Raw genomic sequence first — 26343 nt, forward strand, 5'->3', positions numbered from 1 at the left:
CAGGAAAGGGACTGATGCGATGATCGAGATCGAAGGTCTGGGCAAAAGCTTTACCCTGCACAATCAGGGCGGTGCGGTGATCCCGGTGATGGCGGGCGCGCATCTGCGGGTGGCGCGCGGTGAGTGCGTGGCGCTGACGGGCACGTCGGGTGCGGGCAAATCCACCCTTATGCGGATGATCTACGGCAATTACCGCGCCAGTGCCGGGCAGATCATGGTGGGCGAGTCCGACATCGCCCAAGCCGCGCCGCGCGAGATCATCCAACTCCGGCGCGACACGCTCGGCTATGTCAGCCAGTTCCTGAGGGTCGTGCCGCGCGTGCCGACGCGCGAGGTGGTGGCAGAGCCGCTCCTGACCCTTGGCGTGACGCGGACGGACGCCATCGCGCGGGCCGAGGCGCTGCTGGCGCGGCTCAACATCCCCGAGGCGCTGTGGTCGCTCAGCCCCACAACGTTTTCGGGCGGCGAGCAGCAGCGGGTGAACATCGCGCGCGGCTTTGCCCACGCCTTTCCCGCGCTGCTGCTGGATGAGCCGACCGCCAGCCTCGATGCCGCCAATCGCGAGGTGGTGATGGGCCTCATCGAGGAGGCCAAGGCGCGCGGGGCGGCGATCATCGGCATCTTTCACGACGAGGCGGCGCGCGGCCAGGTCTGCGACCGCGAGGTCGATGTGGGTGCCTTTGCCCCGGAGCAGGCGGCATGACCAAGGGGCGTCTCATTGCCGTGGTGGGCCCCTCGGGCGTGGGCAAGGACACGTTGATGCGCGCGATGGTGGCGGAGCGCCCCGGGCTGCGCCGGGTGCGCCGGGTCATCACCCGGCCCGTCGATGATGGCGGCGAGGGGCATGAGCCGGTGACCGAAGCCGAATTCGAGGCGCGCCGCAAGGAGGGCGGCTTTGCCCTCGACTGGCGCGCGCACGGGCTGCGCTACGGTGTGCCGGTGGGCATCTGCATGGATCTCGGCGCGGGGCGCGATCTGCTGGTCAACCTGTCGCGCGGTGTGCTGGCGCAGGCGCAAGCGCGCTATCCTCGGCTGATCGTGCTGCATCTGACGGCGACACCCGAGGTGCTGGCCGCGCGTCTTGCCACGCGCGGGCGCGAGGCGGCAGGCGATATCGCGGAACGGCTGGAGGGCGCGGAGATGGCCCTGGCCGAGGGCGCGTGGCCGGTGGTGACGCTCGACACCGATGCGCCCGTCGGGCGGCTCGCCAAGCGGGCGATCAAGCTGGTCTACGGGGTGAAGACGTGACGCGCGATCAGGTGAAACCGGCCTTGGGCATCCTCGCCCATCAGCGACAGTGCATCAATGGGATAGGGGCGCGGCAGGAGCGGTATGGATTTCGCCGTGAGGATATCGCGCATCACGGGCAATTCGGATTTCGGCCGCTTGCCGGTGAGGGTGATGTGAAAGCGGAAGCCCTCCATCACATGCGGATAGCCCCAGTCCATGAGCCGCGCCTCTTGATCGGGGCTCAGCCCGCCCGCGCGGCGGTGGGCCAATTCCGCCTCCGAGAGCGGGGCGCGAAACGGCTCGAACGCGCGCACGGTCTCGGCGGCGAGCGCGTCAAGCGCGGTTGTGTCGCCCTCGGGCATCAGCGCGAGAAACCGGCCAAGCGCGGTGACGGCGAGGCCATCGAGCAGAACCGGTTGCGCCTGCGCGCAGAACTGCGCGAAAGCCGCTCGCAATGCGGCCTCGTCCTGCCCCTCGGCCAGCCGAAACGGCGGTTTCATCGTGGCATGCAGCCCGTATTTGCGCGGGGTTTCGGTGATCTCGGCCACCGGCGCGGGCAGGCCCGCCACCTCGGGATGCGCGATTGCGGTGCCCCGGGTCGCATCCCATCCGAGCCAGGCTGCGCCGAACTCGGAAAACGCCCCTTCGGGCGGCGTGTAATAGACAGCGTAGCGGGTGAATTGCATGGGCACACTCTTCGGTTTGACGCCCCCTGCCAGGAAAGCGTGACAGTGACATGACAGAAAACCTCATTCTCGCCAATGCGTTGTTGGTCATGCCGGGTGAGGTGCGCCCCGGCGCGCTGCATCTCAGGGACGGGCAGATCGCAGCCATCGACACCGGCACAAGCGTGCCCAAGGGGGCGGTGGATTGCGCCGGTGATTACCTCGCCCCCGGCCTGATCGAGCTGCATACCGACAACCTGGAGCGTCATATCCAGCCCCGCCCCAAGGTCGACTGGCCACATAACGCCGCCATCCTCGCGCATGATGCGGAACTGGCAAGCGTGGGCATCACCACTGTGTTCGATGCGATGCGCGTCGGCTCGGTGCCGACCGGGGTCGGGCGGTACAAGAAATATGCGCGCGGGCTGGCCGACGAACTCCTGAGCCTGCGCGCCGAGGACGCGCTCAAGATCAGCCATTTTCTGCATCTGCGCGCCGAGGTCTGTTCCGAGACGCTGGAAGAGGAGATGGAGGAGTTCGGGCCTGCGGACCGCGTCGGTATCGTCAGCCTGATGGACCACACACCGGGGCAGCGGCAGTTTCGCGATCTGACCAAGCTCGAGGCCTATATGAAGGGCAAGCACGCGCTGAACGATGCCGAGTTCGAGGCCCATATCGCGCAGCTCAGGGCGCTGCGCGACACCCATGGCGACCGGCACGAGGCCGCCGCCGTGGCCCATGCCGCCCGCTATGGCGCGGTGCTGGCGAGCCATGACGACACCACCGAGGCGCAGGTTGCGGTGTCGAAGGGTCATGGTATCCGGCTGGCGGAGTTTCCGACCACGGTGGAGGCCGCCCGCGCCTGTCATGCGCGCGGCATCTCCGTCATCATGGGCGCGCCCAACCTGATCCGGGGTGGGTCACATTCCGGCAATGTCGCCGCCAGCGATCTGGCCGATCTTGGACATCTCGATATCCTGTCGTCGGATTACGTGCCCTCGGCGCTTTTGCTGGCAGCGGTGCAACTGGGCCATCGCTGGGGCAATATGGCGCGCGGTATGGCCACCGTCACGATGAACCCCGCGCGCGCCGTGGGGCTTATGGATCGCGGGCGGCTGGAACTGGGCACGCGCGCTGATCTCATCCGTTTTCGGCTGCGCGGCGACGCGCCCGCCCTGCGCGGGGTCTGGTCGCGGGGCCTGCGCGCGGGCTGAGCCGGTGCTTTGACAAGACCGCGGCGTGGGCGCATAACAGGAGCGATTTCAAACGCTTGCCCCGGAGTTCGTCATGACAGACCCGCTATTCGCCGTTCCCGCCGCCCCCCTTGTCCCGGTCGAGGGCGAGACCGGGGCCTTTCCGGTGCGGCGGATTTTCTGCGTCGGGCGCAATTATGCCGCCCATGCTGCCGAGATGGGCAACGAGGTGGACCGCGAGGCGCCGTTCTACTTCACCAAGTCGGCGCATGATATCTGCCTGAGCGGGGCGACGATCCCCTATCCGCTGGAAACGCGCGACTGCCATCACGAGATGGAATTCGTCGTCGCCATCGGCGCGCCTGCCTTCCGGGTCAGCGAGATCGAGGCGATGGCGGCGATCTATGGCTATGCCTGCGGCATCGACCTGACCCGCCGCGACCTGCAGGCCGCGGCCAAGGAAAAGCGCCGTCCCTGGGATCTGGGCAAGGATTTCGAGCATTCAGCGATCATCGCCCCGATCACGCCCAAGGCGGCGTTTGGCGAGATCGGCGATCAGGCGATCCGGCTGGCGGTGGACGGCACGGTGACGCAGGACGCGCGGCTGTCGGACATGGTGTGGTCCGTGCCCGAGGTCATCGCGCATCTGTCGCGGTTCTACCATCTGCAGCCGGGGGATCTGATCTATACCGGCACGCCCGCAGGCGTCGGGCCGGTTGCGCCGGGCAACGTGCTGCTGGGCGAGGTCGACGGCCTTGCCCCGCTGCATCTGAGCATCGGCCCGGCGGAGTGAGCGGCATGGCCGAAAGCCGTCTGCAACACATGCCGGTGACGCTCTTTACCGTGGTGATGGGGCTGTGCGGGTTTACCCTCGCGCTGCGCGCGGGCGAGGCGGCGTTGGGGCTGGGCCATGTCGCCTCGGCCGTGACGCATTGGTTCACCATGGGGATCTTTGCCGCGATCGCCCTGGGCTATCTGGCCAAGCTGCTGCGCCATCCGGCTGCCGTGCAGGCCGAATGGCAGCATCCCGTGAAACTCGCGTTTTTCCCGGCAATTTCGATCGCACTGGTGCTGATGTCGATTGTCATGCTGGCGCCCTATCCGGGGCTGGCGCGGGCGATGTGGCTGGTGGCGGTGCCGATGCAACTGGCCCTGACGCTGGCGGTGGTGAATGGCTGGATCAGCGCGCGCGCGTTCCAGCACGGCCACCTGTCGCCGGCGTGGTTCATCCCCGCCGTCGGCAACGTGATCGTGGCGATTGCGGGCGTGCCCCTGGGCTATATCGAAATCAGCTGGTTCTTTACCAGCGTCGGGCTGATCTTCTGGATCGTGATGCTGGTGCTGGTGATGAACCGGCTGATCTTTCACGATCCGTTGCCAGAGCGGTTGCAGCCCTCGCTGGTGATCCTGATCGCGCCGCCCTCGGTGGGCTATCTCGCCTGGGTGGCGCTGGTCGGCGGGGTGGATGAATTCGCGCGGGTTCTGCTGAACTGCGCCTATCTCTTCACGCTGATCGTGGCGGTGCAATTGCCGAAACTGCTGCGATTGCCGTTCTCGCTCGCCTTCTGGGCGCTCAGCTTTCCGGTGGCCGGGGCGGTGCTGGCGAGCCTTGCGCATGCGCAGATGACTGGCTCGGCGGGGCATCGGCTGATCGGTCTGGCGCTACTGGCGGTGCTCTGCGTGATCATCGCGGGGCTGATCTGGCGCACGGCGCGCGCGTTACAGGCGGGTGCGATCTTTCAGCCGGATTGATGGGGATGGTTCTGGCCTGGAGCTGCCGTTGCCATGAGCCGCGCATCGTCGTGCCGCGGTGTGGCGATCCTAGGCTAGTTTGGCAGTGCTTTATGGCAGCCAAGCCCAAAAAACATCAGAGCGCAGAGCAGGTTGCAGCCAAATCGCCGCGCCGGGGGGCGGCACGGCGATGCGCGGCGGCCTTACGGCCGCGTTTCGCACAGGTGCTTCAACCGAAGGTCCGCTCCAGGCCAGGCCAAACCTACCCCAGCAACCGCCGTGCAATCACCTGCGCCTGAATCTCTGCCGCGCCCTCGAAGATATTGAGGATACGCGCATCGCACAGGATGCGGCTGATCGTGTATTCCAGCGCGAACCCGTTGCCGCCATGGATCTGCAGCCCGTTATCCGCCGCCGCCCAGGCGACGCGCGCACCAAGCAGCTTGGCCATCCCGGCCTCCAGATCACAGCGCCGCCCGTTGTCCTTTTCCCAGGCCGAGAAATAGGTCAGCTGACGCGCCACCATGATTTCCACCGCCATCATCGCCAGCTTGCTCGAGACGCGCGGGAAGGCGATCAGCGGCTTGCCGAACTGCTTGCGATCAATCGCATATTTCATCGCCACATCGAGCGCCGATTGCGCGACGCCGATGGCGCGCGCGGCGGTCTGGATGCGAGCCGATTCAAACGTCTCCATCAGCTGCTTGAAGCCCTTGCCCTCTTCGCCGCCCAGCAGGTTCTCGCCCTTGACGTGGAAATTGTCGAAGCCAAGCTCGTATTCCTTCATGCCGCGATAGCCCAGCACCTCGATCTCGCCGCCGGTCATGCCGGGGGTCGGGAAGGGATGCTCATCCGTGCCCGGCTCTTTCTCGGCGAGGAACATCGACAGGCCCCGGTGATCGGTGGTGTCGGGCACCGTGCGCGCCAGAAGCGTCATCACATGGGTGCGCGCGGCATGAGTGATCCAGGTCTTGTTGCCGGTGACGTTCCAGTCGCCATTGTCATCGCGCACCGCCCGGGTGCGCAATGCACCAAGATCAGAGCCGGTGTTGGGTTCGGTGAAAACCGCCGTCGGCAGCGTCTCGGCACTCGCCAGACGCGGCAGCCATTTTTCCTTCTGCTCCTGCGTGCCGCCGGCAAGGATCAACTCGGCGGCGATTTCCGAGCGCGTGCCGAGGCTGCCCACCCCGATGTAGCCACGGCTGAGTTCCTCGGAGACCACACACATCGACGCTTTGCTGAGGCCGAAGCCGCCGAATTCCTCGGGGATGGTGAGGCCGAAGACACCCATTTCCGCCAATTCCTCGATGATCTCCATCGGAATGAGCTCATCCTTGAGATGCCACTCATGGGCAAACGGCTCGACCTTTTCCACCGCAAAGCGGCGGAACTGCTCGCGAATCATCTCCAGCTCATCATCGAGCCCGGAGCGCCCGACGGTGATCTCGGCGGCGCGTTCCTGCATCAACTCCACCAGCCGGGTGCGCGCGGCCTGGCTGTTGCCGCGCGCCATCAGGGTCTGCACCTCAGAACATTGAAAGCCGCTGAGCGCATCCCAGCCAAGGCCCAGATCCTGCAGGCGCACCATCTCACCCTGATTCATCTGGATGCCACCCGCGATCTGATGCAGGTATTCGCCGAACGCGATCTGGTGGATCAGCTGCTCGACCTCGCCGAACTGGCCCTGCTCGTGCAGCCGGGTGGCCCAGTTCTGCATCTGACGCAGCGATTCGACATAGGTGGCCAGCCACGCCAGCCCGTGCGCGGCGGTCTGATGCGCCTCGATCTCGGCACCCGAGACCCGGCCATCGACGGTGACGAGATCGGCGACAGAGGTTTTCGCACGCTCCAGCACGGTCTCGACCGGGGCAACCGCCGCACCGGTCAGCGCCAGAAGGTCATCCAGAATCGTCGGCTGGGCCATTGCAATGTCCTGTCCGTCATGTGCCATGAATCGCATCCTTTTCCTGATCTGCTGCCTTTTATCTATTATGCAGGTGCAGCGCAACTATTATGCCAATTGTCGCAGGTTTTTGATCTAAAGTTGCGTATTGATTTATTGCACTGCGGCGCTACCGACATGCTACCACACCAGACATGGAGATGTTTTTCGATATCGGCCCGCTCTGGGGCTGGAGCCTCGCCTTTGGCGTGGCGATTTGTGCAGGGCTGGTCAAGGGAGTGGTGGGCTTTGCCATGCCCACAGTGCTGATCGCGGGGCTGAGCACGATGATGCCCCCCGATCTGGCGCTGGCCGGGTTGATCCTGCCGACGCTCGCCACCAACCTGTGGCAGGCGCTGCGGCAGGGGGTGGGCGCGGCGCTCGCCTCGGTGGCGCGGTTCCGGGTGTTCCTGCTGGCAGGCGGGGCGGTGATGGTGCTGGCCGCGCAAGCCGTGCCGCGCCTGCCGCCTGCCGCGATGTTTCTGTTCATCGGGCCGCTGATCACCGCCTATGCGCTCTCGACGCTGCTGGGCCGGGGCCTGCGCCTGTCGCCAGAGGGGGGCGCGCGCGGCGAGGCGGGGATGGGCGCGCTGGCGGGGCTTTTTGGCGGGCTGTCGGGCATCTGGGGGCCGCCCACGGTGGCGATGCTGATGGCGCGCGGCACGGAAAAGCGCGAACAGATGCGCGTGCAGGGGGTGATCTACGGGCTCGGCGCGGTGCTGCTTCTGGTGTCGCATCTGGGCTCGGGCGTGCTGCGCGCCGAGACGCTGCCACTGTCGCTCGGGCTGGTGCCGCCGGCGCTGCTGGGGATCGGGCTGGGGTTCTGGCTGCAGGACAAGTTCGATCAGGAGACCTTTCGCAAGGTCACGCTCTGGGTGCTGCTGATCGCGGGGATCAACCTGATCCGGCGCGGGGTGCTGATGCTCTGAGGCGGGAAACTCGCCCGCTGTCACCGCGCTGTCATATCGTCACGCTAGGTAGCGTGCATATTCTAGCTGCTCTTTCACCCCGCGATATTTCAGCACCTTCAAGGCGGCCCTCGTGGCCGCCTTTTGCTGTTCAGCCGCCGTATTTCTCCAGAAACGCCTCGGCTGTGAGCGTGCGGAAATCGGCAAGGCTGTCGCGCAACCGCGCATGATCCCAATCCCACCACGCCAGCGCCATCATCCGCTCAGCAAGATCAGGGGCCAGCCGCGCGCGCAGCGGCTTGGCGGGCATGCCCGCCACGATCATGTAAGGGGCCACATCGCGCGTCACCACCGCCCCCGCCGCGATCACCGCGCCGTGGCCCACCGTCACCTCCGGTTTCACCTGCGCGTTATGCCCGATCCAGGTGTCATGGCCGATCCGCGCGACCCGCGCGCGGCGCTTGTCGAACCAGAGCACATCGTCCTCGGCATCCTCCCAATAGCTCGCCGAGCGATACTGGAAATGATGCAAGCTAGCCCGGTCTAGCGGATGATCCGTGGCCCCCACCCGCACGTAGCTGGCGATATTGGCAAATCGGCCGATCTCGGCATTGGCCAGATCGCAGGCGCGGTCGCAATAAGAGTAATCCCCCATCGCCACATGCGCGAGACGGCTACCGCGCCCGACCTCGGTATAGGCCCCAAACTCGCAATCGGTGATCTCGCAATCGGGATGGATCACCGCCCCGTCGGATTGCAATCTCGGCATGTTTTGCTCCCCAAGAGATGAATGCCTGCGGCGCGAGTATTTTTGCCATAAAGAAACGCAAGACCCTCGGTTTCTTAATGGCTCAAATACTCAAATCCGCAGCCTCAATGCCCGCCGTCATCCGACAAAATGAGCTTGCGCCGCAGCCAGCCCGACACCGTGTCCATCACCATCACCATGATCAGGATGAGAATGATGTAATAGCTCACCTCTTCCCAGTCCTTCTGCGTGATCATCGCCTGAGTCAGCAACAACCCGATGCCGCCGCCGGTGATAGCGCCGATGATGGTGGCGCTGCGGGTGTTGGATTCGAGATAATAGAGCAGCTGGCTCAGCAGGATCGGGGTGATCTGCGGGATGACGCCGAAGCGGTAGCGTTGCAGCGGCTTGGCGCCGGTCGATTGCACGCCTTCAATCTCGCGCTTGTCGACGTTTTCGAGCGCCTCCGAGAAGAGCTTGCCGAAGGTGCCGGTATCGGTCAGCAGGATCGCCAGCGCGCCGGTCATCGGCCCGGGGCCGAAGGCGCGCGCGAGGATGATCGTCCATATGAGCGCATCGACGCCGCGCACGAAATCGAACACCCGCCGCACCACCGCCCGCACGGCCATCAGCGGCGAGAAATTGCGCGCCGCCGCAAAGGCCAGCGGCAGCGCCACGATGGCCGCGCCCATGGTGCCGAGAAAGGCCATCAGGATGGTCTCGAAGATCGCCCACATCACGTCCTTGTGCTGCCACATCCGGTTGTTCCAGATATCGTGGAGGATGGCGGCGATGTTGCTCTTGCCCTCGACGACGCTGTCGCCCGAAACGACCAGCCCCGCCAGCTCGCCAAAGCTCTTGCCGTAGAACGGGCTATCGAGGGTGAACCAGAACAGCTCCCAGCCGAAGGCATAGCGCATCACCTCGGTGCGCGCCTTGGTGAGCGTCACGCGCCCGCCCTCGGTGGTGATGTCGACGCGCGCGTTGCTGGCGCTGATCCAGTCGGGCACCGTGTCAGTGGGCAGGTCGAGCGTCACGCCCTCGCGACGCGACACCTCGGCCGTGATCAGCCCGTAGCCCGGCACGTCATAGCGCAGCGTGTTGCCGTCGATCAGCACCTCGTGCCCGTGTTTCAGCGCCACGCGCGTGGTGTCCTCGCTCTCGACGCTCACCCAGTCGGGGCTGCGCCCCTCAGGCCATGTGCCCTTGTTCTCGCCTTCCACGGCGATGGTCAGATCTCCGGTGCGGTTGTCGCGCGTGACATGCGTCTTGTAGCTGTAGCTGTCGGCGACGAGGATGCGCGCATTGTCCATCCGCGCACGATCCGCCAGCCCCGGAATGTCGAAGGCGAAGAAGATATAGACGAAATAGGCCAGGATCACCGCCGGGACGGCAAAGGCCATCAGCCGCTTGCGCCGAAAGAACCCGGACGCGTCGAACCCAGCCTCGCTTGCCATTGTCATGGTCTCACTCTCCCCCGATCAGCTTGTTACGGTAGCGGCTCGATACCTGATCGAAGAAGACGATGGTGCCGAACAGCAGCAGGAAGATCGCCGCCACCTCGTCATAGCGGCCCTGCCCCCAGCTGAACGCGTTCTTGAGGTCATAGCCGATGCCGCCCGAACCGACGAACCCCAGAATGGCCGAGGCGCGGATATTGATCTCGAAGCGCAGCAGCGCGTAGCTGAGATAGTTGGGCGCCACCTGCGGGATCACCCCCAGCCACATCCGCTGGCCCCATGTGGCCCCCACCGACGAGAGCCCCTCGACCGGCTTGAGGCTCGCGTTCTCGTTCACCTCGGAAAAGAGCTTGCCCAGCGCCCCCACGGTATGGATCGCGATGGCGATCATCGCGGGCACCGGCCCGCCCCCGAGGATGAAGATCAGCACCAGCGCGATCACGATCTCGGGCACCGCGCGCAGAATGTCCATCACCCGGCGAAACACCCCGATCAGGCGCGGCCATTTCGCCAGCCCCCGCGTCGCCAGAAGCGAGATCAGCACCGCGCCCATCGCCCCCAGAAGCGTCGAGGCCGCCGCGATGTTGATCGTCTCGATCAGCGAGGGCAGGAATTTCCACATCAGCCCCGGCAGGTTGGCGATCTTTTCGCTCGCCTCGGCCAGCACCTCGCCGGGAAACTGGAATATATTGCCGATCCCGTCCCAGAAGCCGCCCGCATTGCGCCCGTCGGCCACCTGAAAGCCCGAGACCATCAGCGCGATGAACACGATCAGCATCACGCTGCCGTAGAGCCGCTTGCGCCGTGTCATCGCCATATAGGCGGCCTGCACGTCCTGCACCCGCGCCACGCCTGCCTGTCCTGCCGTCAGATCGCTCATGCCTCATCCCCCGCCAAATAAGACCGGGCCTGCGCACATGGCAGGCCCGGCCCGAATGTCAGCCCTGACGGCTTACATCTTGGATTTGCGCGCCTCGATGATCGACAGGTACGCGTCGTGGTTGATCGGCTGGAAGCCAAGCGCCTCACCGGCCATGAAGTTATAGGCGCAATCGGCGTCCATATAGGGCAGCGAGGCGGTCAGCGTGGTGATGTCCAGCTTGACGCGCTCGGGCAGTTCCTTGCGCAGCACAATCGGGCCTTCGGGGATCGGCTTGGACTGCCAGATCTGGACGATCTGGTTCATGTCCACGAGGCCCGCATCGGCGGCCTTCCGCAGCGCGCCGGAGTTGTAGCCGTCTTCCCATGCGCCCATGCCGTCGGCCCAGGTCACGCCGGCGTCGATGTCGCCATTGGCGACCGCGACGATGGTCTGCTCGTGACCGCCGGTGAACTTGACCTCACCGAAGTACTCGCCCGAGTCCATGGTGATCTCTTCGCTGTGCGTCGGAATCTCGATCGAGGGGATCAGGTAGCCCGAGGTGGAGTTCGGGTCACCGAAACCAAAGCTCTTGCCCTGCATGTCATCGAGCGAGGTGATGCCGCTGTCCTTGCGGGCGAAGCCCACCGAGTAATAACCGTAGGACTTGTCCATGTTGGTCTTGACCATGACCGGCTCGACGGCGTCGGGATCGGTCAGGTAGGTCTTGGCATAGGCCGAGGCCCCGAGCCACGCCATGTCGAGCGTGCCGCCCAGCAGGCCCTGGATCACGCCGTCGTAATCGGCGGGGGTGAACAGCTTGACCGGCACGCCGAGCAGTTCTTCGGCAGCGGCACGGTAGCACTCATTCGAGGCCATGCGGTCCTGCGCGTTCTCGCCGCCCAGCACGCCGATGCGGAATTCTTCGATCTTGTCCTGCGCCAGCGCGGGGCTGACGAGAGCGGTGGTGGCCAGGATGGCAGCAAAGATTTTGGTCATGGGTTTCTCTCCGGTTGGGTTGTCGGCCCGCCACCCCCCGGCGGGCCAGGGGGTCGTCAGACCGCGGCCTCGGCTTCGCGCAGCGCGCGCACCGTCCCACGATCCAGCGTTTCGATGGAGGTCGAAGTGCTTTCCTCGGAAAAGCTCGCATCGGCCCCGTAAATGTCGCGCGCCACGCCGGTGGTCAGTTGTTCGGGCGTCCCGTCAAACACCACCCGGCCATGCAGCATCCCGATCACCCGGTCGCAATAGCGCCGCGCGGTATCGAGCGTGTGCAGGTTGGCGATCACCGTGCGCCCGTCCTCTTCGTGGATGCGGCGCAGGTCATCCATCACCAGCTGCGCGTTCATCGGGTCGAGGCTGGCAATGGGTTCATCCGCCAGCACGATCTTGGGGTCCTGCATCAGGGCGCGGGCAATCGCCACGCGCTGCTGCTGCCCGCCCGAGAGCGCCTCGGCACGTTTCGGCGCATGATCGGCAATGCCCAGCCGGTCGAGTATCTCGATGGCGCGGTGAATGTCCGCATCCGGGTAAAGGTTGAACATCGTCGCCAGCGTCGAGCGGCGGTTGAGCGTGCCGTGCAACACGTTCGACACCACGTCCATTCGCGGCACGAGGTTGAATTGCTGAAAGATCATCGCGCAATCGGATTGCCAGGCGCGTTTGTCGGCCCCCTTGAGGCCGGTGACCTCGCGCCCCTCGAACATGATCTGGCCAGAGGACGCGTCGGTCAGACGGTTGATCATCCGCAGAAGCGTCGATTTGCCCGCCCCGGACCGCCCGATGATCCCGATCATCGCCGGTTTCTCGACGGTGAAACTTACCTTGTCCACGGCGGTGTTGCGGCCGAATGTCTTGGTCAGCGCGTCGATGCTCAGCACGAAAGATGCCCCCTTGGTTTGCGCCCCACCTACGCGGCGAACTCAAAGAGTTTGCGACGGTTTGGTAAAAGTTTTTTGACGGTCGCTTGACGAGGCGTGACATTCGCAACCCTTGCGGCAGTGCGACAGCGCGCGTAAACCCATAGGCATGATCGCACGACGCCGCCCCCGCCTGACCCGTGACGACTGGCTCATGACCGGCCTCACCGCCTTGTGCGAGGGCGGGCCCGGCACGCTTGGCGCGGAACCTCTGGCGCGGCGCGTGGGCGCCACCAAGGGCTCGTTCTACTGGCATTTCGACGACGTGCCGGGCTTTCACGCGGCCCTTCTGTCGCTCTGGCAAACCGATGCCGAGACGGCCCTGCTCACGGCCGACGGCGCCACCGACACCGCCCGGCTGCGCGCCACCGCCCAGACCATTGCCGACAGCACCACCAGCAACAGCCCCGCGCTGCGCTCCGAGCCCGCGATTCGCGCCTGGGCGCAGGGCAATGACTTGGCGGCCGGTGTGGTGGCCGGCGTGGACGAAATCCGCCTGGCCCGGCTGAACGATCTTCTGGCGGCCTGCGGCATCGGCAACCCGGAAATGGCGCGCATTCTCTATGCCTCGGCCACCGGCATGCAGGCCTTGCAGGACACCGCCCGCGACACGGCGGCCACCGCCATAGGTTCGCTTGTCGATCTGATCCTCGCGCTCAGGTAAGGCGATGCGCGCCACCCTCCTGCTCATCGCCATGTCCATCCTTGGCTATTGCAAGGACGAGACGGTCTCGGGCCATGGCGGGGCCGGGGCGACATGGGTGCTGCAAAGTATCGACGGCACGCCCTTTGCCGCCCGCGCGACGCTTGGTTTCCCCGAGGAAGGCACGCTTGCGGGCGAGGCCCCCTGCAACCGCTATTCCGGCGCGCAGAGCCTGCCCTATCCGTGGTTCCGCGCCGAAGCCCTGATCACCACCAAACGCGCCTGCCCCGATCTGGAGGCTGAAACCCGCTATCTGCGCGCACTCGAAGAGATGACGCTTGCCGAAGTGGCGGGTGACACGCTTCTGCTGACCAACGACGCGGGCCGCGAGATGGTGTTTCGGGCGGGGGAGTAACGCAGGGTGTGATTGATGGCCTGGAGCTGCCTTTGCCGCGTCCCGCGCGAAACGCACCGAAGGTGCCGCGCGATCGCCGGGCCGTCCCGCGGCCTGGCGATTTGAGGGGTTGCGCAACGTGTTGAGGTTACAATGACTTGGCTGGGATAAAGCGCCCGCTACGAGCGTTGCATCGCCAGTCCCCGGCCCTGCGATCACGCGGCACCTTTTGGCGGGGTGCTATGCCCGCTCCAGGCCAAACATAACCGCCCTCCGTTCCGCTCTGATCCGAAACCCCACGCTCACCCCGCCCCCGCCTGCGCGGCGAACCGCGCGACAAAGCGGGCGCGGGCATCCGGCAGGGGCTTGTTGCCCATCTGCGGTGCAAGATGGTGCATCAGGAAATGACCCGTCACCTGAAATCCCTGCACTATTTCCGCATCGGGGGCCGGGCCTTCGCCCAGCAGGCAGGGCGGCAGCGGCAACAGACGGTCGGCCCAGACGCCCGCCCCCGCGCGCGACACCGCGCGCCCGGTGCGGGGAGATATATAGCTGAGGTCATTGGCTTTTTCCCCCATCACCGCGCAGCGCCGCAAATCAAGGCCAAAACCCATCTCCTCCAACAGCGCCAGTTCCCAGTTGAGATAGGCGAGCGGCCAGATCTCCGGCTGCTCCAGAAGGTCCAGCAGGATCAAACTCTTGCGATATATGCCGGCATGTGCTTCCCGCTCGGGCAGCGCGAACAGCAACAGCGCGCACACCGCATTCAGCCCAGCCAGCGCCATCCGGTCGCCCATCGACCAGGCCCTCGATTTCAAGGGCTCGACCCGGAAGGTGCCCAGATGATCCTCCAGCCGCGCGCGCCATTCCACATCGAGCTGCGCGCCAGGTTGCAGCACCGGTGCCATCCGGCGCGATGCGCCACCGCGCACAACGCCCGCGTGCCGCCCATGTTCAGACGTGAAAACTTCAATGATGGCAGAGGTTTCCCCGTGGCGGCGGCTGCTCAGCAATATCCCCTGATCACGCCATTCCATCGCCCGATCCTACCCGCTCAACCCGTCCGCGTCGAGCAGGTGCCGCCCGGCCCGGTCCTCGACCTCGACCACCCAGATATCCGGATCAAACCCGCGTTGCCGGGCGATGGCGGCATCCACCTCCGCCTCGTCACTCTCGGCCAGCGTCACCCAGACGCGCGCGCCTGTTGCGAGATCGAAGGAGCGTTGAAACACCTGCGCCTTGCCATCGAGCGTGTTGAGTTTCACCAGCACCGCGCCGCCAGTGTCATCGCCATGCGCCACCACGAAACCGGGAATGTCCTGAAGCCGCAGCCGCGCCAGATAGGCGTCGATCCAGAACCGCGCGGTCAGCCGGACCACGACCCTAGTTCCCGTCCTTGAAATCCAGCCCCATCTCGGAATAGCGCTCGGATTCGTCCATCCAGCCAGTCCGCACCTTCACCTGCAGGAACAGGTGTATCCGCCGCCCGAGGAACTCTTCCATCTCCTCGCGCGCGGCCTTGGACACGGCCTTGATCGTCTCGCCCTTGTTGCCCAGAACGATGCCCTTGTGACCGTCGCGCAGCACGTAGATGATCTGATCAACGCGGGCCGAGCCATCCTTGCGCTCTTCCCAGGCCTCGGTCTCGACGGTCAGCTGATAGGGCAGTTCCTGATGCAGCCGCAGCGTCAGCTTTTCGCGGGTCATCTCGGCGGCGATCATCCGCATCGGCAGATCGGCGATCTGATCCTCAGGGTAGAGCCACGGGCTCTCCGGCACCTCGTCTGCGAGCCACTGGCGCAGATCGTCCACACCGTGGCCCTTTTCGGCGGAAATCAGAAAGGTCCTCTCGAAGGTGAAGCGGTCGTTCATCTTCTTGGTCAGCGCCAGCAGAACGGGGGCCTCCACCCGGTCAATCTTGTTGATCGCAAGGGCGATCCTGCGCCCCTTGGCGATATCCTGCAAGCCGTCGAGGATACGCTCCACCCCTTCGGTGACGCCGCGATGTGCCTCGATCAAGAGCACCACGATATCGGCATCCGCCGCCCCGCCCCAGGCGGCGGCGACCATCGCCCGATCCAGCCTGCGGCGCGGCTGGAAAAGGCCGGGCGTGTCGACGAAGACAAGCTGGCTTTTGCCCTCCATCGCCACGCCGCGAATGCGCGCGCGGGTGGTCTGCACCTTGTGGGTGACGATGCTCACCTTGGCGCCCACCATGCGATTGAGCAGCGTGGATTTGCCCGCATTGGGCTCTCCGATCAGGGCGATGAAGCCGGCGCGGGTGGTCATGTCTGGCTCTCCAATCTGTCGAGCAGCGCGCGCGCTGCCGCCTGTTCCGCCTGCCGTTTCGATCCGGCGGTGGCGCTGACATGCTCACCGCTCTGCAGCCGCGCCTCGATGGTAAAGACCGGCGCGTGATCCGGCCCGGAACGCGCGGTCTCGGCATAGTCGGGCGGCGGCAGGCCGCGCGCCTGCGCCCATTCCTGCAGCGCGGTCTTGGCGTCGCGCGCGTCTTCCTTGACCGCGCCGATGCGCCCGCCCCATAGCCGCAGCACCATGGCGCGCGCCGCCTCGAACCCCGCATCGACATAGACGGCGGCGATCACCGCCTCCATCGCATCGCCCAAGAGCGCCATCTTGCGCCGCCCGCCCGAGAGCATTTCGGAGCGCCCGAGTTTCAGGACCGTGCCAAGGTCGACCTCACGCGCGACATCGGCGCAGGCTTCCTTGCGCACCAGCGCGTTGAAGCGGGGGGCAAGCTGGCCTTCGGTGGCGGCACTGTCATGCGCCAGAAGCGCCTCGGCCATCACGAGGCCAAGCACCCGGTCGCCCAGGAATTCCAACCGCTGATTGTCGTCGCGATTGGGCGAGGACATCGAGGAATGGGTCAGCGCCCGGACCAGCAGCGAGGGGTCGGCAAATTCATGCCCGAGCCGCGCCTGAAACTCCGCCATGTCGCGTGACAGTTTCACTCCAGCCTCTCGAAGAACCGATCCCCGCGCCATGTCCAGAAGGCCAGCATCGACGAGCCCGCCGACGAGAAGATCACCCGGTTGGCCCGCCCGATCAGGTTCTCGTAGGGCACGAATCCGACACCGCCGACAGCCTGCGGAAAGCGCGAGTCGGTGGAATTGTCGCGGTTGTCGCCCATGAAGAAATAATGCCCCTCGGGAACCGTGAAGACCCCCGTGTTGTCCGACCGCTGATCCCCGATATTCAGGATCGCATGGGAATGACCATTCGGCAGGGTCTCGATCTGGCGGGATTTGGTGCAGTCCGCCCCAGCCCCGACAGCCCCGTTTTCACAGCGCGGGCGGATGCCCATCGGCCCCTGTCGCGCGAATTCCTCGGTGAAATCACCGGCGGGTTCAAGCTCCACCGGCTCGCCGTTGATATGCAGCACGCCGTCCCGCATCTGGATGCGGTCGCCGGGCAGGCCGATCAGCCGCTTGATGAAATCGGTCCCATCGACAGGGTGGCGGAAAACGATGATGTCGCCGCGCTCGGGCTCTCCGCCCAGAATACGGGTGTTGTCGCCCCCCAGAATGCCGCAGATATTCTCGGCATCGACATTGATGAACCCGAGCCGCACTGACGGGCAGGAGGCGTAGGAATAGCCATAGGCCATCTTGTTGACGAAGAGGAAATCGCCGATCAGCAGCGTGTCCTTCATCGAGCCGGACGGAATCCAGAACGGCTGAAAGAAGAGCGTGCGAAACAGCCCCGCGATCACGAGAGCCCAGAACACCGTCTTGATCGTCTCGACGATGGAATTTCCTTTTTTGGCGTCAGATGCCATCGGGCCTCTCCGGATAGGGCAGATTTGGGTCTCGCGCTACATGCGGGGCGGGGCTCAAAGTGTCAAGGCGCGAGGGGCGGTGATCGCCGGTGTGTGACAGGCAGGGTTGAGCAATACGCGGCTTGGGAGTCAGGCGTATCCTCCGATTGGTTGAACCTCGGGGCGGTTTGGGCCTGGAGCTGCCGTTGCCGCATCCCGCGCGAAACGCACCGAAGGTGCCGCGCGATCGCCGGGCCGTCCCGCGGCACTTCTGGCGGACATTCAACGACCGCTTAAAGCCATTCACGCCCCCTACTCCACCCCACCTTTCGGCCGCGCCTCGATCACCACAAAGGCCTGCGCCCAGGGGTGATCGTCGGTCAATGTCACATGAATGATCGCCTCATGGCCTTCCGGCGTCATCTCGGCCAGCCGCTCTGCCGCCCATCCGGTGACATGCATCACCGGCTGACCAGTGCGCAAGTTCGACACGGCCATGTCCTTCCACGCAATCCCCATGCGCAGCCCGGTGCCCAGCGCCTTGGAGCACGCCTCCTTCGCCGCCCATCTTTTGGCATAGGTGCCGACCACATCGGCGCGACGCTCGGCCTTGGCCTGTTCGATATCGGTAAAGACGCGGTTGCGGAACCGGTCGCCGAAGCGCTCCAGCGTGCCCGCAATCCGCTCGATATTCGCAAGATCGGTGCCGATGCCAAGGATCATCCCAGTCCTCCGGGTGCAAAAAGTGGAAAGCTCACGCCAAGCGCCCAGGCGAGGATCAGGCCGAGTGCCACGCCCGCCGATGCCGCCCCTGCCCGCGCCGCGACCCATCGGCCCATCAACCCGAAGATCAGGAAGAAGAGCAGGATCACCGGCGCGATCATGGCGAGAAAGAACAGCCGCTCGGTATCGAGCAGCACGGCGAGAGCGAGCGACAGCAGAAAGCCCAGCCGTGCCGTGATACGTTGCCAGAGCGCGGCCCCGCGCGCCAGCAGCGCATCGCCCAGCATGAAGGGCAGCGCGCCGCAGGTGAGCGCCGCGATGATGGTCAGGCGCTCGGGCGTCGGCCAGAAATTCGCGCCATAGCGGTCGAGCGCGAAGCCGAAGACGCCCAGCCCCCAGACCAGCAGCGCCAGCACCGCGACAGGGCGCAGGCCCTCGGGCCGCCGCCCCAGCCACCACAACAGCGCCAGTTGGCAAAGGCCGTAAATCGCCAGATGCAGCGCGAGGTAATCCGCCACCAGCACCGGCAAGAGCCGCGCCTCAACCTGCACCGCCAGAAGCGGCGCAAGCAGCGCGGGCAGGCCTACGACCAGCGCAAACCGCCCCGGTGAAAGCGCCCCCGGCACCGGCGGCGCGCGCTCGGGCAGAAGGCGCGAGAGCGGTGCCGCCAGTGCCACGATGGCGACCATCAGCGCCAGAAACCACGGGCCAGTCGCGCGCACCGCGATATCGCTCGCGCGCCCATAGGCGGCATCGAGCCACGCCACCGCCTCGGTGCGCCCGGCGCGGCTATGCAGCACCGCCACATGCTCGGCCAACGGGGCCACGACCGCGCGGCGGATCACATCGCCTGCACGTGCGGTCTCGCCTTCGCCTGCCTCCGGGTCCACCATCGCCACGGCGTCACGGGCAAAGCCGCGCAGCCCCGGCTCCCAAGCGCCGGTGATGAGCAGCAGAGTGTCGGGCGCAGTCGCCGTCACCGCCTTGGAAAAGGCCGAGATCGCCACCACGGAGCCGATCCGGGAATCGTCAATTGCAGTACGGATGATGATATCGGTGGCCATCGAATGCCCCAGCAGCGCGACCTCGCCCTGCCAGCCCTCCACCGCCAGCGCTGCATCCACCACCGCGCTGGTCTGCTCGATCAACAGGCGCGTGGTGCCGTCGATGCTCTCCACATCGCCCGACATCGGCACCGGGTGCCGCCCGTGCCCCTCAAAGTCGAAGACCCAGACCCGGTAGCCCGCCCGCGCCAGATCGTGGCCGTAGGCCTGCATCATCTGCCGCGACCCGGCAAAGCCATGCGCGACCACGACCACCGGGCCGTCAGCGCCGGGCTGCGCGATACGGGTGATCGGCGTCTCGCCCACGGCGCGCGTGCTGATCTCCAGCCCCGCGCGCGGCGCCTCAAGCTGCCAGAGCGCAAGCGCGGCGAGCAACAGGGCCGGAATGGCGCGCAGGATCATGCCGCCCTCATTGCGTGGCCGAGGACCGCAGCAGCGACACCCCCGCCGCGCCGAGCAGCAGGCCCACCGTCGCCTCGATCCAGCGCCGCCCGCGCAGATAGGCACGCATCATCACCCCGGTCGAGAAGAACGTGACCCAGCCGATGTAATTGATCAGCCCGATCAGTCCACAGAGCACCGTCAGCAGCAGATAGCCCTGCCCCGCGCCGCCCATCCCCAGCGAAAGCGTCGCCATCCAGGCAAACACCGCCTTGGGATTAGAGAGGTTCAGCATCAGACCGGACCAGAACAGGCGGCGCGGTGCGCGGCGCGCGGCGATGGTCGTGTCCGTGCCGCGCGCGGCGCGCAGCGACTGCAGCGCCAGCCACAGCAGGTAGAACCCGCCCGCGACCTTGAGGCCGGTCAGCGCCCAGCCGGTTGATTGCAGGATCGCGCCCATGCCGAGTGCCGCCAGCACTCCCCAGAAGAACAGGCCAAGCGCCAGCCCCAGGGCAAATCGCATCGCCCTTACACGGCCTGCCGCTATCGCCACACCAGCAGCCGCAAGATTGGCCGGACCGGGCGAGGCGGCGACAACCGCGAAGGCCAGCACAGCCGACAGCAGCCCCAGCGGCTCAGCCATCGCGCGCCTCGTCCATCAGGCGGCGCATCTCGGTGATCGCCGGGCCAAGCCCGAGAAAGATCGACTCGCCAATGAGGAAATGCCCGATATTGAGTTCCATCACCTCGGGAAAGGCGGCGACGGGTTGCACGGTGTCATAGGTCAGCCCGTGGCCCGCATGCACCTCCAGCCCCAGCGCATGCGCATAGGCCGACATTTCGCGCAGCCCCTCCAACTCGCGGTCGCGGGTGTCGACATCGCCCTCGGCATGGGCGTCGCAATAGGCGCCGGTATGCAACTCGATCACCTCCGCCCCGATCCTGTGCGCCGCCTCGATCTGACGCTTGTCGGCGGCGATGAAGATCGACACGCGACAGCCCGCCTCGCGTAGCGGTGCTATGTAATGCGCCAGCCGGTTCTCCTCTCGCGCCACCTCGAGCCCGCCCTCGGTGGTGCGTTCCTCGCGCTTTTCGGGGACCAGACAAACGGCGTGGGGCTTGTGGCGCAGGGCGATCGCCTGCATCTCCGACGTCGCCGCCATCTCGAAGTTGAGCGGCACCGTCAGCACCTCCATCAACCCGTCGATATCGGCATCCGAGATATGGCGGCGGTCTTCGCGCAGATGCGCGGTGATGCCGTCGGCGCCCGCCTCCTCTGCCAGCTTGGCGGCGCGCAGCGGATCAGGATAGGCCCCGCCGCGCGCATTACGGACGGTGGCGACATGGTCGATATTCACGCCAAGGCGCAGTTTTCCATCGGACGGCATCGGGCTCTTCCTCAGATCATGATCGGCTCGGTGTGCAACCTAGTCCCCTTTGCCGCGCCCGTCAGCCTCAATTGACGCATTTTCCTTCTGCGCCTTCTTTTCCTTGATCGCCGTCCATTTCGCCCGAAGCACGCCCTTGCGACGGTTCTGATAGGCGGTGATCACCGGCAGGCTGATGTAATAGGCGGCAAGCGCCGTCACGATACCGGGCACGATGCCGCCCACCATGTAGGGCAGGAACACCTCGTCATAGAACAGGTGCAGGCCGTACCAATCGGCCTCGTGATCCGAGAAGATCGCCAGCACGTTGTTCTTGAGGTCCTCGCCCGCATCGAGAAACTTGCCCCCGAGCGAGCGGCTGATCTCGTCTTCGGCCAGCGTGTGCCGTCCCAGGATGGCATGCCCGGTCTGAAGCGAGATCACCCCGATCGGCACATAGGTCAGCGGGTTGCCGAAGAAGGTGCCCAAAAGGGCGGCGGGGATATTGCCGCGGAAGATCAAGGCCAGCGTGCCCGCCACGATGAAATGCAGCCCGTAAAACGGTGTGAAGGTGGTGAACACGCCCGCAAATATGCCGCGCGCGATCCGGTCGGGCGGGTCGGGCAGGCGGTGCAGCCGGTGCTTGACATAGGTGAACGCCCGCGCCCAGCCACCCTTGGGCCAGAAAAAGTCAGCGATCACCTTCCACAAGGGTCGTCTGTCTCGGCGTTTGAAAACCACCAGCGCGGCTCCTAGGGTTCATGGGTCAGACCGCCCCGGTGCGGGACGGATCACGATAGCGTTCGACGGCGGCCACATCGCTTTCGGCATCAAGCGCCGAGAGCACCCCGTGCAGATGTTCAGCGTCGCGCAATTCGACATCAACAAGCAGGCGATAGAAATCAGGTTTCCGGTCAACGAAAGTCAAGTCCGAGATATTGGCCTTCTGTTCCCCGATCAAGGTGCAAATCCGCCCCAACACGCCCGCATCGTTGCCGATGGTGAGGTCTAATGTCACATCATAGGCAGCGGGATGCGTGCCGGTGTGCCAGTGCAAATCCATCCAGCGCCCGGGCTGATCGTCATATTGCGAGAGGGTTTCGCAATCGATGGCATGGATCACCACGCCGCGCCCGCGATAGGTGATGCCGACGATGCGCTCGCCCGGCAGGGGCTGACAGCAGCGCGCGCGCTCAAAACTCTGATCGGCCTTGAGGCCAAGCACCGCGCGGTCGCGCGTCACCTCGTCCGACGGATCGGGCGCAAGATCGGGATAGACCGCGTTCAGTACCTGTTGCGCAGTCAGTTCCGCACTGCCCAGCCGCGCGCGCACCTCGTCGGCATTCTTCAGGCGCAGCGTGCGGGCGGCGGCCTCCAATGCCTTGTCAGTGGCCTTCTTGCCGACATGCTCGAACGCCGAGCGCGCCAGTTCGCGGCCCAGCTTGATATAGCGCCCGCGGTCCAGTTCGCGCAGGGCGCGGCGGATGGCGGCGCGCGCCTTGCCGGTGGTCGCGATATCCAGCCATGTGGCCTGCGGGGTCTGCCCGTCGGCGGTGATCACCTCGACCGATTGGCCGTTCTTCACACGGGTCCAGAGCGGCACGCGCATCCCGTCCACCTTGGCGCCCACGCAGGCATGGCCGATCCTCGTGTGGATCGCATAGGCAAAATCAATCGGCGTCGCCCCGCGCGGCAGCTTGATCACATCGCCCTTGGGGGTAAAGCAGAACACCTGGTCGGCATACATCTCGAGCTTGACCGCTTCGAGGAAATCCTCGTGATCCTCCTCGGCGTCGAACTGTTCGCTGACGGATGAGATCCACTTGGCGGGATCGACGGCAAAGGGGTTTTCGGCGCGCACCCCGTCACGGTAGGACCAGTGCGCCGCGACACCGGTTTCGGCCACGTCATGCATCGCCTGCGTGCGAATCTGCACCTCGACCCGCTTGCCGTCGCGGCCCGACACGGAAGTGTGGATGCTGCGATAGCCGTTCGATTTCGGCTGGCTGATGTAATCCTTGAACCGTCCCGGCACGGCACGCCAGCGTTGGTGAATGGCCCCCAACGCCCCATAGCAATTGTTCTCGGACCGGGTGATCACGCGAAAGCCGTAGATGTCCGACAGGCGCGAAAAACCCATCTCCTTTTCCTGCATCTTGCGCCAGATCGAATAGGGTTTCTTGGCGCGGCCAAACACATCCGCCTCGATGCCCGCCTTGTCCAACTCGTGCCGCATGTCGCCGGTGATCCGCTCGACCACATCGCCGGTCTCGCGTTGCAGGGTGATGAAACGCCGGATAATGCTGGCCCGCGCCTCGGGGTTCAGCACGCGGAACGCCAGATCCTCCAGCTCCTCGCGCATCCACTGCATGCCCATGCGGCCCGCAAGCGGCGCGTAGATATCCATCGTCTCGCGCGCCTTCTGCGCCTGCTTGTCGGGGCGCATCGCCTTGATCGTGCGCATGTTGTGCAGACGGTCGGCGAGTTTCACGAGAATCACCCGCAGATCCTTGGACATCGCCATGAACAGCTTGCGAAAATTCTCGGCCTGTTTGGTCTCGGAACTCGAGAGTTGCAGATTGGTCAGCTTGGTGACGCCATCCACCAGATCGGCCACTTCGCGGCCGAATTTCTCTTCGACGATGCGGTAGGACGCCTTGGTGTCCTCGATCGTGTCATGCAAGAGCGCGGTGATGATCGTCGCATCATCGAGCCGCTGTTCGGTGAGAATGGCGGCGACGGCAACGGGGTGCGTGAAATAAGGCTCGCCCGAATGGCGAAACTGCCCCTCATGCATCGCGCGACCAAAATCATAGGCCGCGCGAATGATGGCCTCATCGGTGCGAGGGTTGTAGTGGCGGACCAGCGTGATCAGGTCATCAACGGCGATCATCAGTGTCGCGCCTTGCGGTGATCAGGGGCGGCTCAGCCCTGACCCTGGGCTTCCATAAGGGCGCGGAGCAGCTTTTCTTCCGACATGTCGTCGGCTTCGGGCTTGTCCGCTTCGCCACCCATCAGCAGGGCCATGGAGTCTTCTTCCGGCTCGTCCACCTCGATCTGGGTCTGGTTCGACTCGATCAGGCGTTCGCGCAGGTCATCGGCCGATTGCGTCTCTTCGGCAATCTCGCGCAGGGCGACGACCGGGTTCTTGTCGTTGTCGCGATCCACGGTCAGCGGCGATCCCGACGAAATCTCGCGGGCGCGATGTGCTGCGAGCATCACCAGATCGAAACGGTTCGGAACCTTGTCAACGCAATCTTCTGTCGTAACGCGGGCCATAAGACCTCCGGGCAGGGTTTGGGCTTGAATCAGAAGCCACGTACTTAGGGGTTTGAAACAGGATTTACAAGCGTAGAATCAGAGCGGCACAACCTCGTCGCGCGCATCCTGTGGTAGCGCCTCCAGCATCACACGCACCGTTTGTCCAAACACCGGATGCACCCAGTCCGGGGCCACATCCGCCAGCGGCACCAGCACGAAGGCCCGCTCATGCGCGCGCGGATGTGGCAGGATAAGGCAGTCCGGCGCACGCTCCTGCTGTGCCAGCGCATCAAGCGCGCGCCACGACTCGAACTCCGCAAGATCGGGCAGAACCATGTCATCAACGCCGATCAGATCGAGATCGAGCGTGCGCTGCCCCCAGCGCGCGACACGCTCTCGCCCGAACGCCGCCTCGACCGCGTGCAACACCCCAAGCACCGCCTCGGGCGCACCCGGCATGCGCAGGGCAGCGGCGGCATTGACGAAATCCGGCCCGCTGCCCGCCGGGAAGGCGGGGGTGCGGTAAAGGCGGCTCACGGCGGCGACCTGCGCCCCGGCCCGCTCAAGATGCTGCAGTGCGGCATCGACCGTCCGGTCCGGTGAGCCCGCCCATGACGGCATATTTCCACCGATCGCGATCAAGCACAGTTGATCCGACGTCATGACCCACCTATTCTTTTGTGATGTATCATTCTCTTGCGCAGCCTTCGGGAAGTCCCTAATTCTGCGTCCTACTTTGTCCTGCCCCACCACTCACACCACTCACACTCACAGGCAAGGCAAAACGATTTGGAAGGACATTAATCATGTTTTACAAGGACGACCGTTTAGCGTTGTTCATTGATGGTTCGAACCTTTACGCAGCCGGCAAGGCCCTGGGTTTCGACATCGACTACAAACTCCTCCGTTCAGAGTTCATGCGCCGCGGCAAGTTGCTGCGCGCCTTTTACTACACCGCGTTGCTGGAAAATGACGAGTATTCACCAATCCGGCCGCTGGTCGACTGGCTGCATTACAACGGCTATTCCATGGTCACGAAACCGGCCAAGGAATACACCGACAGCCAAGGCCGTCGTAAGGTCAAGGGCAACATGGATATCGAACTTTGCGTCGATGCCATGGAACTCGCGCCGCGCGTCGATCATATCGTGCTGTTCTCTGGCGATGGCGATTTCCGGCCGCTGGTCGAAAGCCTTCAGCGCCAGGGCGTGCGCGTCTCGGTCGTCTCGACGATTCGCAGCCAGCCGCCGATGATTTCGGACGACCTGCGCCGTCAGGCCGACAATTTCATCGAACTGGCCGATCTCAAGGACGTGATCGGGCGCCCGCCGCGCGAACATCAGAACGACCGGCAGGAGGCCTATGCCGAACAGGAATGACGTTTTCCTGACACGGCTTTGCACTGACGCCCGGGTTCCGCACGCATGAGCATGGCGGACCCGGGCGTTTTGCTGCAACTGGGCGGGCTTTTCCTGGCGGCGTTCGGCGCGGCGACGATTCTGCCGTTTCAGTCCGAAGTGGTCTTTGTCGGCCTGCAACTTGCGGGCACCGCCTCGCTGCTTTGGCTGATCGTGGTGGCAAGCGTGGGCAACACGCTCGGGGCCGTGGTCAATTATGTCATGGGGCGCGGGATCGAACGGTTTCGACATCGCCGCTGGTTTCCGGTCAATGCGGCACAGCTGGCCCGGGCACAGCGCTGGTATGCCCGCTGGGGGGTCTGGACCCTGCTGATGAGCTGGGCCCCGCTGGGCGACGCCTTCACGGTGATCGCGGGCGTCATGCGCACCCCGGCATGGCTATTTCTCGCACTGGTCACCATCGCCAAGACCGGGCGGTATATCGTGCTTGCCTGGCTGACGGTGCAGGCGGGTGGGTAAGGGCCTGTTGCTGTCTTTGAGGTGAGCCGCGCAGCGCCTGACCGCCGGGTGGGCGCTGCAACCTCGGTGGACCACACTTTATGCCAGCCAAGCACTCCCGCGTTTTCAATGGCTTGATACGTTGCAAAAGCGCCCGCCCGAGGGGGCGGTCGGGCGCTGCGCGGCGGTGCCTGCGGCACCTTGATTCCGCGCATTGGTGC

Annotated in this window: 30 protein-coding genes; 10 read left to right on the forward strand and 20 right to left on the reverse strand. The window is 65.2% G+C overall.

From position 1 onward, the window contains the following. The first annotated feature begins 19 nt into the window (after positions 1-19). Both phnL and phnN read left to right on the forward strand, forming a co-directional pair. Positions 20-703, forward strand: coding sequence for a phosphonate C-P lyase system protein PhnL (gene phnL, locus BMX04_RS16850; RefSeq protein ID WP_074788045.1), 684 nt, complete (start codon positions 20-22; stop codon positions 701-703). Beyond that, positions 700-1248, forward strand: coding sequence for a phosphonate metabolism protein/1,5-bisphosphokinase (PRPP-forming) PhnN (gene phnN / locus BMX04_RS16855; RefSeq protein ID WP_074788046.1), 549 nt, complete (start codon positions 700-702; stop codon positions 1246-1248). The genes phnL and phnN overlap by 4 nt, the downstream gene beginning before the upstream one ends. On the opposite strand, the gene BMX04_RS16860 is transcribed toward phnN, so the two are convergent. Further along, positions 1230-1916, reverse strand: coding sequence for a DUF1045 domain-containing protein (locus tag BMX04_RS16860; RefSeq protein ID WP_074788047.1), 687 nt, complete (start codon positions 1914-1916; stop codon positions 1230-1232). The two genes, phnN and BMX04_RS16860, sit on opposite strands and share 19 nt — an antisense overlap. A gap of 50 nt (positions 1917-1966) precedes the next feature. Here BMX04_RS16860 and BMX04_RS16865 point away from each other — a divergent pair, with 50 nt between their 5' ends. The 3 genes from BMX04_RS16865 to BMX04_RS16875 all read left to right on the forward strand — a co-directional run bounded on the left by BMX04_RS16865 (position 1967) and on the right by BMX04_RS16875 (position 4840). Beyond that, on the forward strand, positions 1967-3109 hold the full coding sequence (locus BMX04_RS16865) for an alpha-D-ribose 1-methylphosphonate 5-triphosphate diphosphatase (RefSeq protein WP_074788048.1): 1143 nt from the start codon (positions 1967-1969) through the stop codon (positions 3107-3109). Positions 3110-3182: 73 nt separating this feature from the next. Next, the gene (locus tag BMX04_RS16870) at positions 3183-3881 is read left to right on the forward strand and encodes a fumarylacetoacetate hydrolase family protein (RefSeq protein WP_074788049.1); all 699 of its coding nucleotides are present in this window, start codon (positions 3183-3185) and stop codon (positions 3879-3881) included. A 5-nt stretch (positions 3882-3886) separates the two neighbouring features. Further along, entirely contained in the window at positions 3887-4840 is a 954-nt protein-coding gene (locus BMX04_RS16875; protein ID WP_074788050.1) for an SLAC1 anion channel family protein, read from the forward strand. 241 nt (positions 4841-5081) lie between these two features. Here the strand turns inward: BMX04_RS16875 and BMX04_RS16880 are convergent, their stop codons facing one another. Then, on the reverse strand, positions 5082-6770 hold the full coding sequence (locus BMX04_RS16880; protein WP_074788051.1) for an acyl-CoA dehydrogenase family protein: 1689 nt from the start codon (positions 6768-6770) through the stop codon (positions 5082-5084). 146 nt (positions 6771-6916) lie between these two features. Between BMX04_RS16880 and BMX04_RS16885 the strand changes: the two genes are divergently transcribed. Then, the gene (locus BMX04_RS16885; RefSeq protein WP_074788052.1) at positions 6917-7690 is read left to right on the forward strand and encodes a sulfite exporter TauE/SafE family protein; all 774 of its coding nucleotides are present in this window, start codon (positions 6917-6919) and stop codon (positions 7688-7690) included. 130 nt (positions 7691-7820) lie between these two features. On the opposite strand, the gene BMX04_RS16890 is transcribed toward BMX04_RS16885, so the two are convergent. From BMX04_RS16890 to phnC, 5 genes are all read right to left on the reverse strand, one after another. Then, positions 7821-8438, reverse strand: a complete 618-nt coding sequence (locus tag BMX04_RS16890; protein ID WP_074788053.1) for an LbetaH domain-containing protein — start codon at positions 8436-8438, stop codon at positions 7821-7823. 104 nt (positions 8439-8542) lie between these two features. Beyond that, positions 8543-9880, reverse strand: coding sequence for a phosphonate ABC transporter, permease protein PhnE (gene phnE, locus BMX04_RS16895; protein ID WP_074788054.1), 1338 nt, complete (start codon positions 9878-9880; stop codon positions 8543-8545). A gap of 4 nt (positions 9881-9884) precedes the next feature. Next, a complete protein-coding gene (gene phnE, locus BMX04_RS16900) occupies positions 9885-10757 on the reverse strand; it encodes a phosphonate ABC transporter, permease protein PhnE (protein WP_074788055.1) in 873 nt (290 codons plus the stop codon). 72 nt (positions 10758-10829) lie between these two features. Further along, on the reverse strand, positions 10830-11735 hold the full coding sequence (phnD, locus tag BMX04_RS16905; protein ID WP_074788056.1) for a phosphonate ABC transporter substrate-binding protein: 906 nt from the start codon (positions 11733-11735) through the stop codon (positions 10830-10832). Between the two features lie 56 nt (positions 11736-11791). Next, the gene (gene phnC, locus BMX04_RS16910) at positions 11792-12616 is read right to left on the reverse strand and encodes a phosphonate ABC transporter ATP-binding protein (RefSeq protein ID WP_074788057.1); all 825 of its coding nucleotides are present in this window, start codon (positions 12614-12616) and stop codon (positions 11792-11794) included. 148 nt (positions 12617-12764) lie between these two features. Between phnC and BMX04_RS16915 the strand changes: the two genes are divergently transcribed. Both BMX04_RS16915 and BMX04_RS16920 read left to right on the forward strand, forming a co-directional pair. Then, entirely contained in the window at positions 12765-13319 is a 555-nt protein-coding gene (locus BMX04_RS16915) for a TetR/AcrR family transcriptional regulator (protein WP_050661740.1), read from the forward strand. 4 nt (positions 13320-13323) lie between these two features. After that, positions 13324-13713, forward strand: coding sequence for an META domain-containing protein (locus tag BMX04_RS16920; RefSeq protein ID WP_074788058.1), 390 nt, complete (start codon positions 13324-13326; stop codon positions 13711-13713). 281 nt (positions 13714-13994) lie between these two features. On the opposite strand, the gene recO is transcribed toward BMX04_RS16920, so the two are convergent. From recO to folK, 13 genes are all read right to left on the reverse strand, one after another. Next, positions 13995-14729 (reverse strand): DNA repair protein RecO, encoded by a 735-nt coding sequence (gene recO, locus BMX04_RS16925; RefSeq protein WP_074788059.1) that lies wholly within the window; start codon positions 14727-14729, stop codon positions 13995-13997. A 9-nt stretch (positions 14730-14738) separates the two neighbouring features. After that, positions 14739-15071, reverse strand: coding sequence for a DUF1491 family protein (locus BMX04_RS16930; RefSeq protein ID WP_074788060.1), 333 nt, complete (start codon positions 15069-15071; stop codon positions 14739-14741). A 4-nt stretch (positions 15072-15075) separates the two neighbouring features. After that, the gene (era, locus tag BMX04_RS16935; RefSeq protein ID WP_074788061.1) at positions 15076-15981 is read right to left on the reverse strand and encodes a GTPase Era; all 906 of its coding nucleotides are present in this window, start codon (positions 15979-15981) and stop codon (positions 15076-15078) included. Then, a complete protein-coding gene (gene rnc, locus BMX04_RS16940; RefSeq protein ID WP_074788062.1) occupies positions 15978-16664 on the reverse strand; it encodes a ribonuclease III in 687 nt (228 codons plus the stop codon). Before rnc ends, era begins: the two co-directional genes overlap by 4 nt. Beyond that, on the reverse strand, positions 16661-17491 hold the full coding sequence (gene lepB, locus BMX04_RS16945) for a signal peptidase I (protein WP_074788063.1): 831 nt from the start codon (positions 17489-17491) through the stop codon (positions 16661-16663). The genes rnc and lepB overlap by 4 nt, the downstream gene beginning before the upstream one ends. A 291-nt stretch (positions 17492-17782) precedes the next feature. After that, complete coding sequence (gene acpS, locus BMX04_RS16950) at positions 17783-18193, reverse strand: holo-ACP synthase (protein WP_074788064.1); 411 nt, start codon at positions 18191-18193, stop codon at positions 17783-17785. Beyond that, the gene (locus BMX04_RS16955) at positions 18190-19659 is read right to left on the reverse strand and encodes an alpha/beta fold hydrolase (RefSeq protein ID WP_074788065.1); all 1470 of its coding nucleotides are present in this window, start codon (positions 19657-19659) and stop codon (positions 18190-18192) included. The genes acpS and BMX04_RS16955 overlap by 4 nt, the downstream gene beginning before the upstream one ends. Before the next feature lie 7 nt (positions 19660-19666). Beyond that, positions 19667-20281: a LysE family translocator gene (locus tag BMX04_RS16960; protein ID WP_074788066.1), complete on the reverse strand. Its 615-nt coding sequence runs from the start codon at positions 20279-20281 to the stop codon at positions 19667-19669. Next, positions 20274-21026, reverse strand: a complete 753-nt coding sequence (locus BMX04_RS16965) for a pyridoxine 5'-phosphate synthase (RefSeq protein ID WP_074788067.1) — start codon at positions 21024-21026, stop codon at positions 20274-20276. Before BMX04_RS16965 ends, BMX04_RS16960 begins: the two co-directional genes overlap by 8 nt. 39 nt (positions 21027-21065) lie before the next feature. Then, positions 21066-21746 (reverse strand): DUF2062 domain-containing protein, encoded by a 681-nt coding sequence (locus tag BMX04_RS16970; protein WP_074788068.1) that lies wholly within the window; start codon positions 21744-21746, stop codon positions 21066-21068. A 25-nt stretch (positions 21747-21771) separates the two neighbouring features. Continuing rightward, the gene (locus BMX04_RS16975) at positions 21772-23898 is read right to left on the reverse strand and encodes a RelA/SpoT family protein (protein ID WP_074788069.1); all 2127 of its coding nucleotides are present in this window, start codon (positions 23896-23898) and stop codon (positions 21772-21774) included. Between the two features lie 32 nt (positions 23899-23930). Continuing rightward, entirely contained in the window at positions 23931-24284 is a 354-nt protein-coding gene (rpoZ, locus tag BMX04_RS16980) for a DNA-directed RNA polymerase subunit omega (RefSeq protein WP_050661673.1), read from the reverse strand. A 78-nt stretch (positions 24285-24362) separates the two neighbouring features. Further along, positions 24363-24929 carry a 2-amino-4-hydroxy-6-hydroxymethyldihydropteridine diphosphokinase gene (gene folK / locus BMX04_RS16985; RefSeq protein WP_074788070.1) on the reverse strand — a complete coding sequence of 189 codons (567 nt, stop codon included), beginning with the start codon at positions 24927-24929 and terminating at the stop codon, positions 24363-24365. 143 nt (positions 24930-25072) lie between these two features. On the opposite strand from folK, the gene BMX04_RS16990 reads away from it, so the two are divergent. Next, complete coding sequence (locus BMX04_RS16990) at positions 25073-25645, forward strand: LabA-like NYN domain-containing protein (RefSeq protein WP_050661671.1); 573 nt, start codon at positions 25073-25075, stop codon at positions 25643-25645. 45 nt (positions 25646-25690) lie between these two features. After that, positions 25691-26143 (forward strand): YqaA family protein, encoded by a 453-nt coding sequence (locus tag BMX04_RS16995; protein ID WP_074788071.1) that lies wholly within the window; start codon positions 25691-25693, stop codon positions 26141-26143. Positions 26144-26343 lie beyond the last annotated feature (200 nt).

This window comes from Roseovarius tolerans (genome assembly GCF_900109855.1).
Lineage (GTDB): Bacteria > Pseudomonadota > Alphaproteobacteria > Rhodobacterales > Rhodobacteraceae > Roseovarius > Roseovarius tolerans.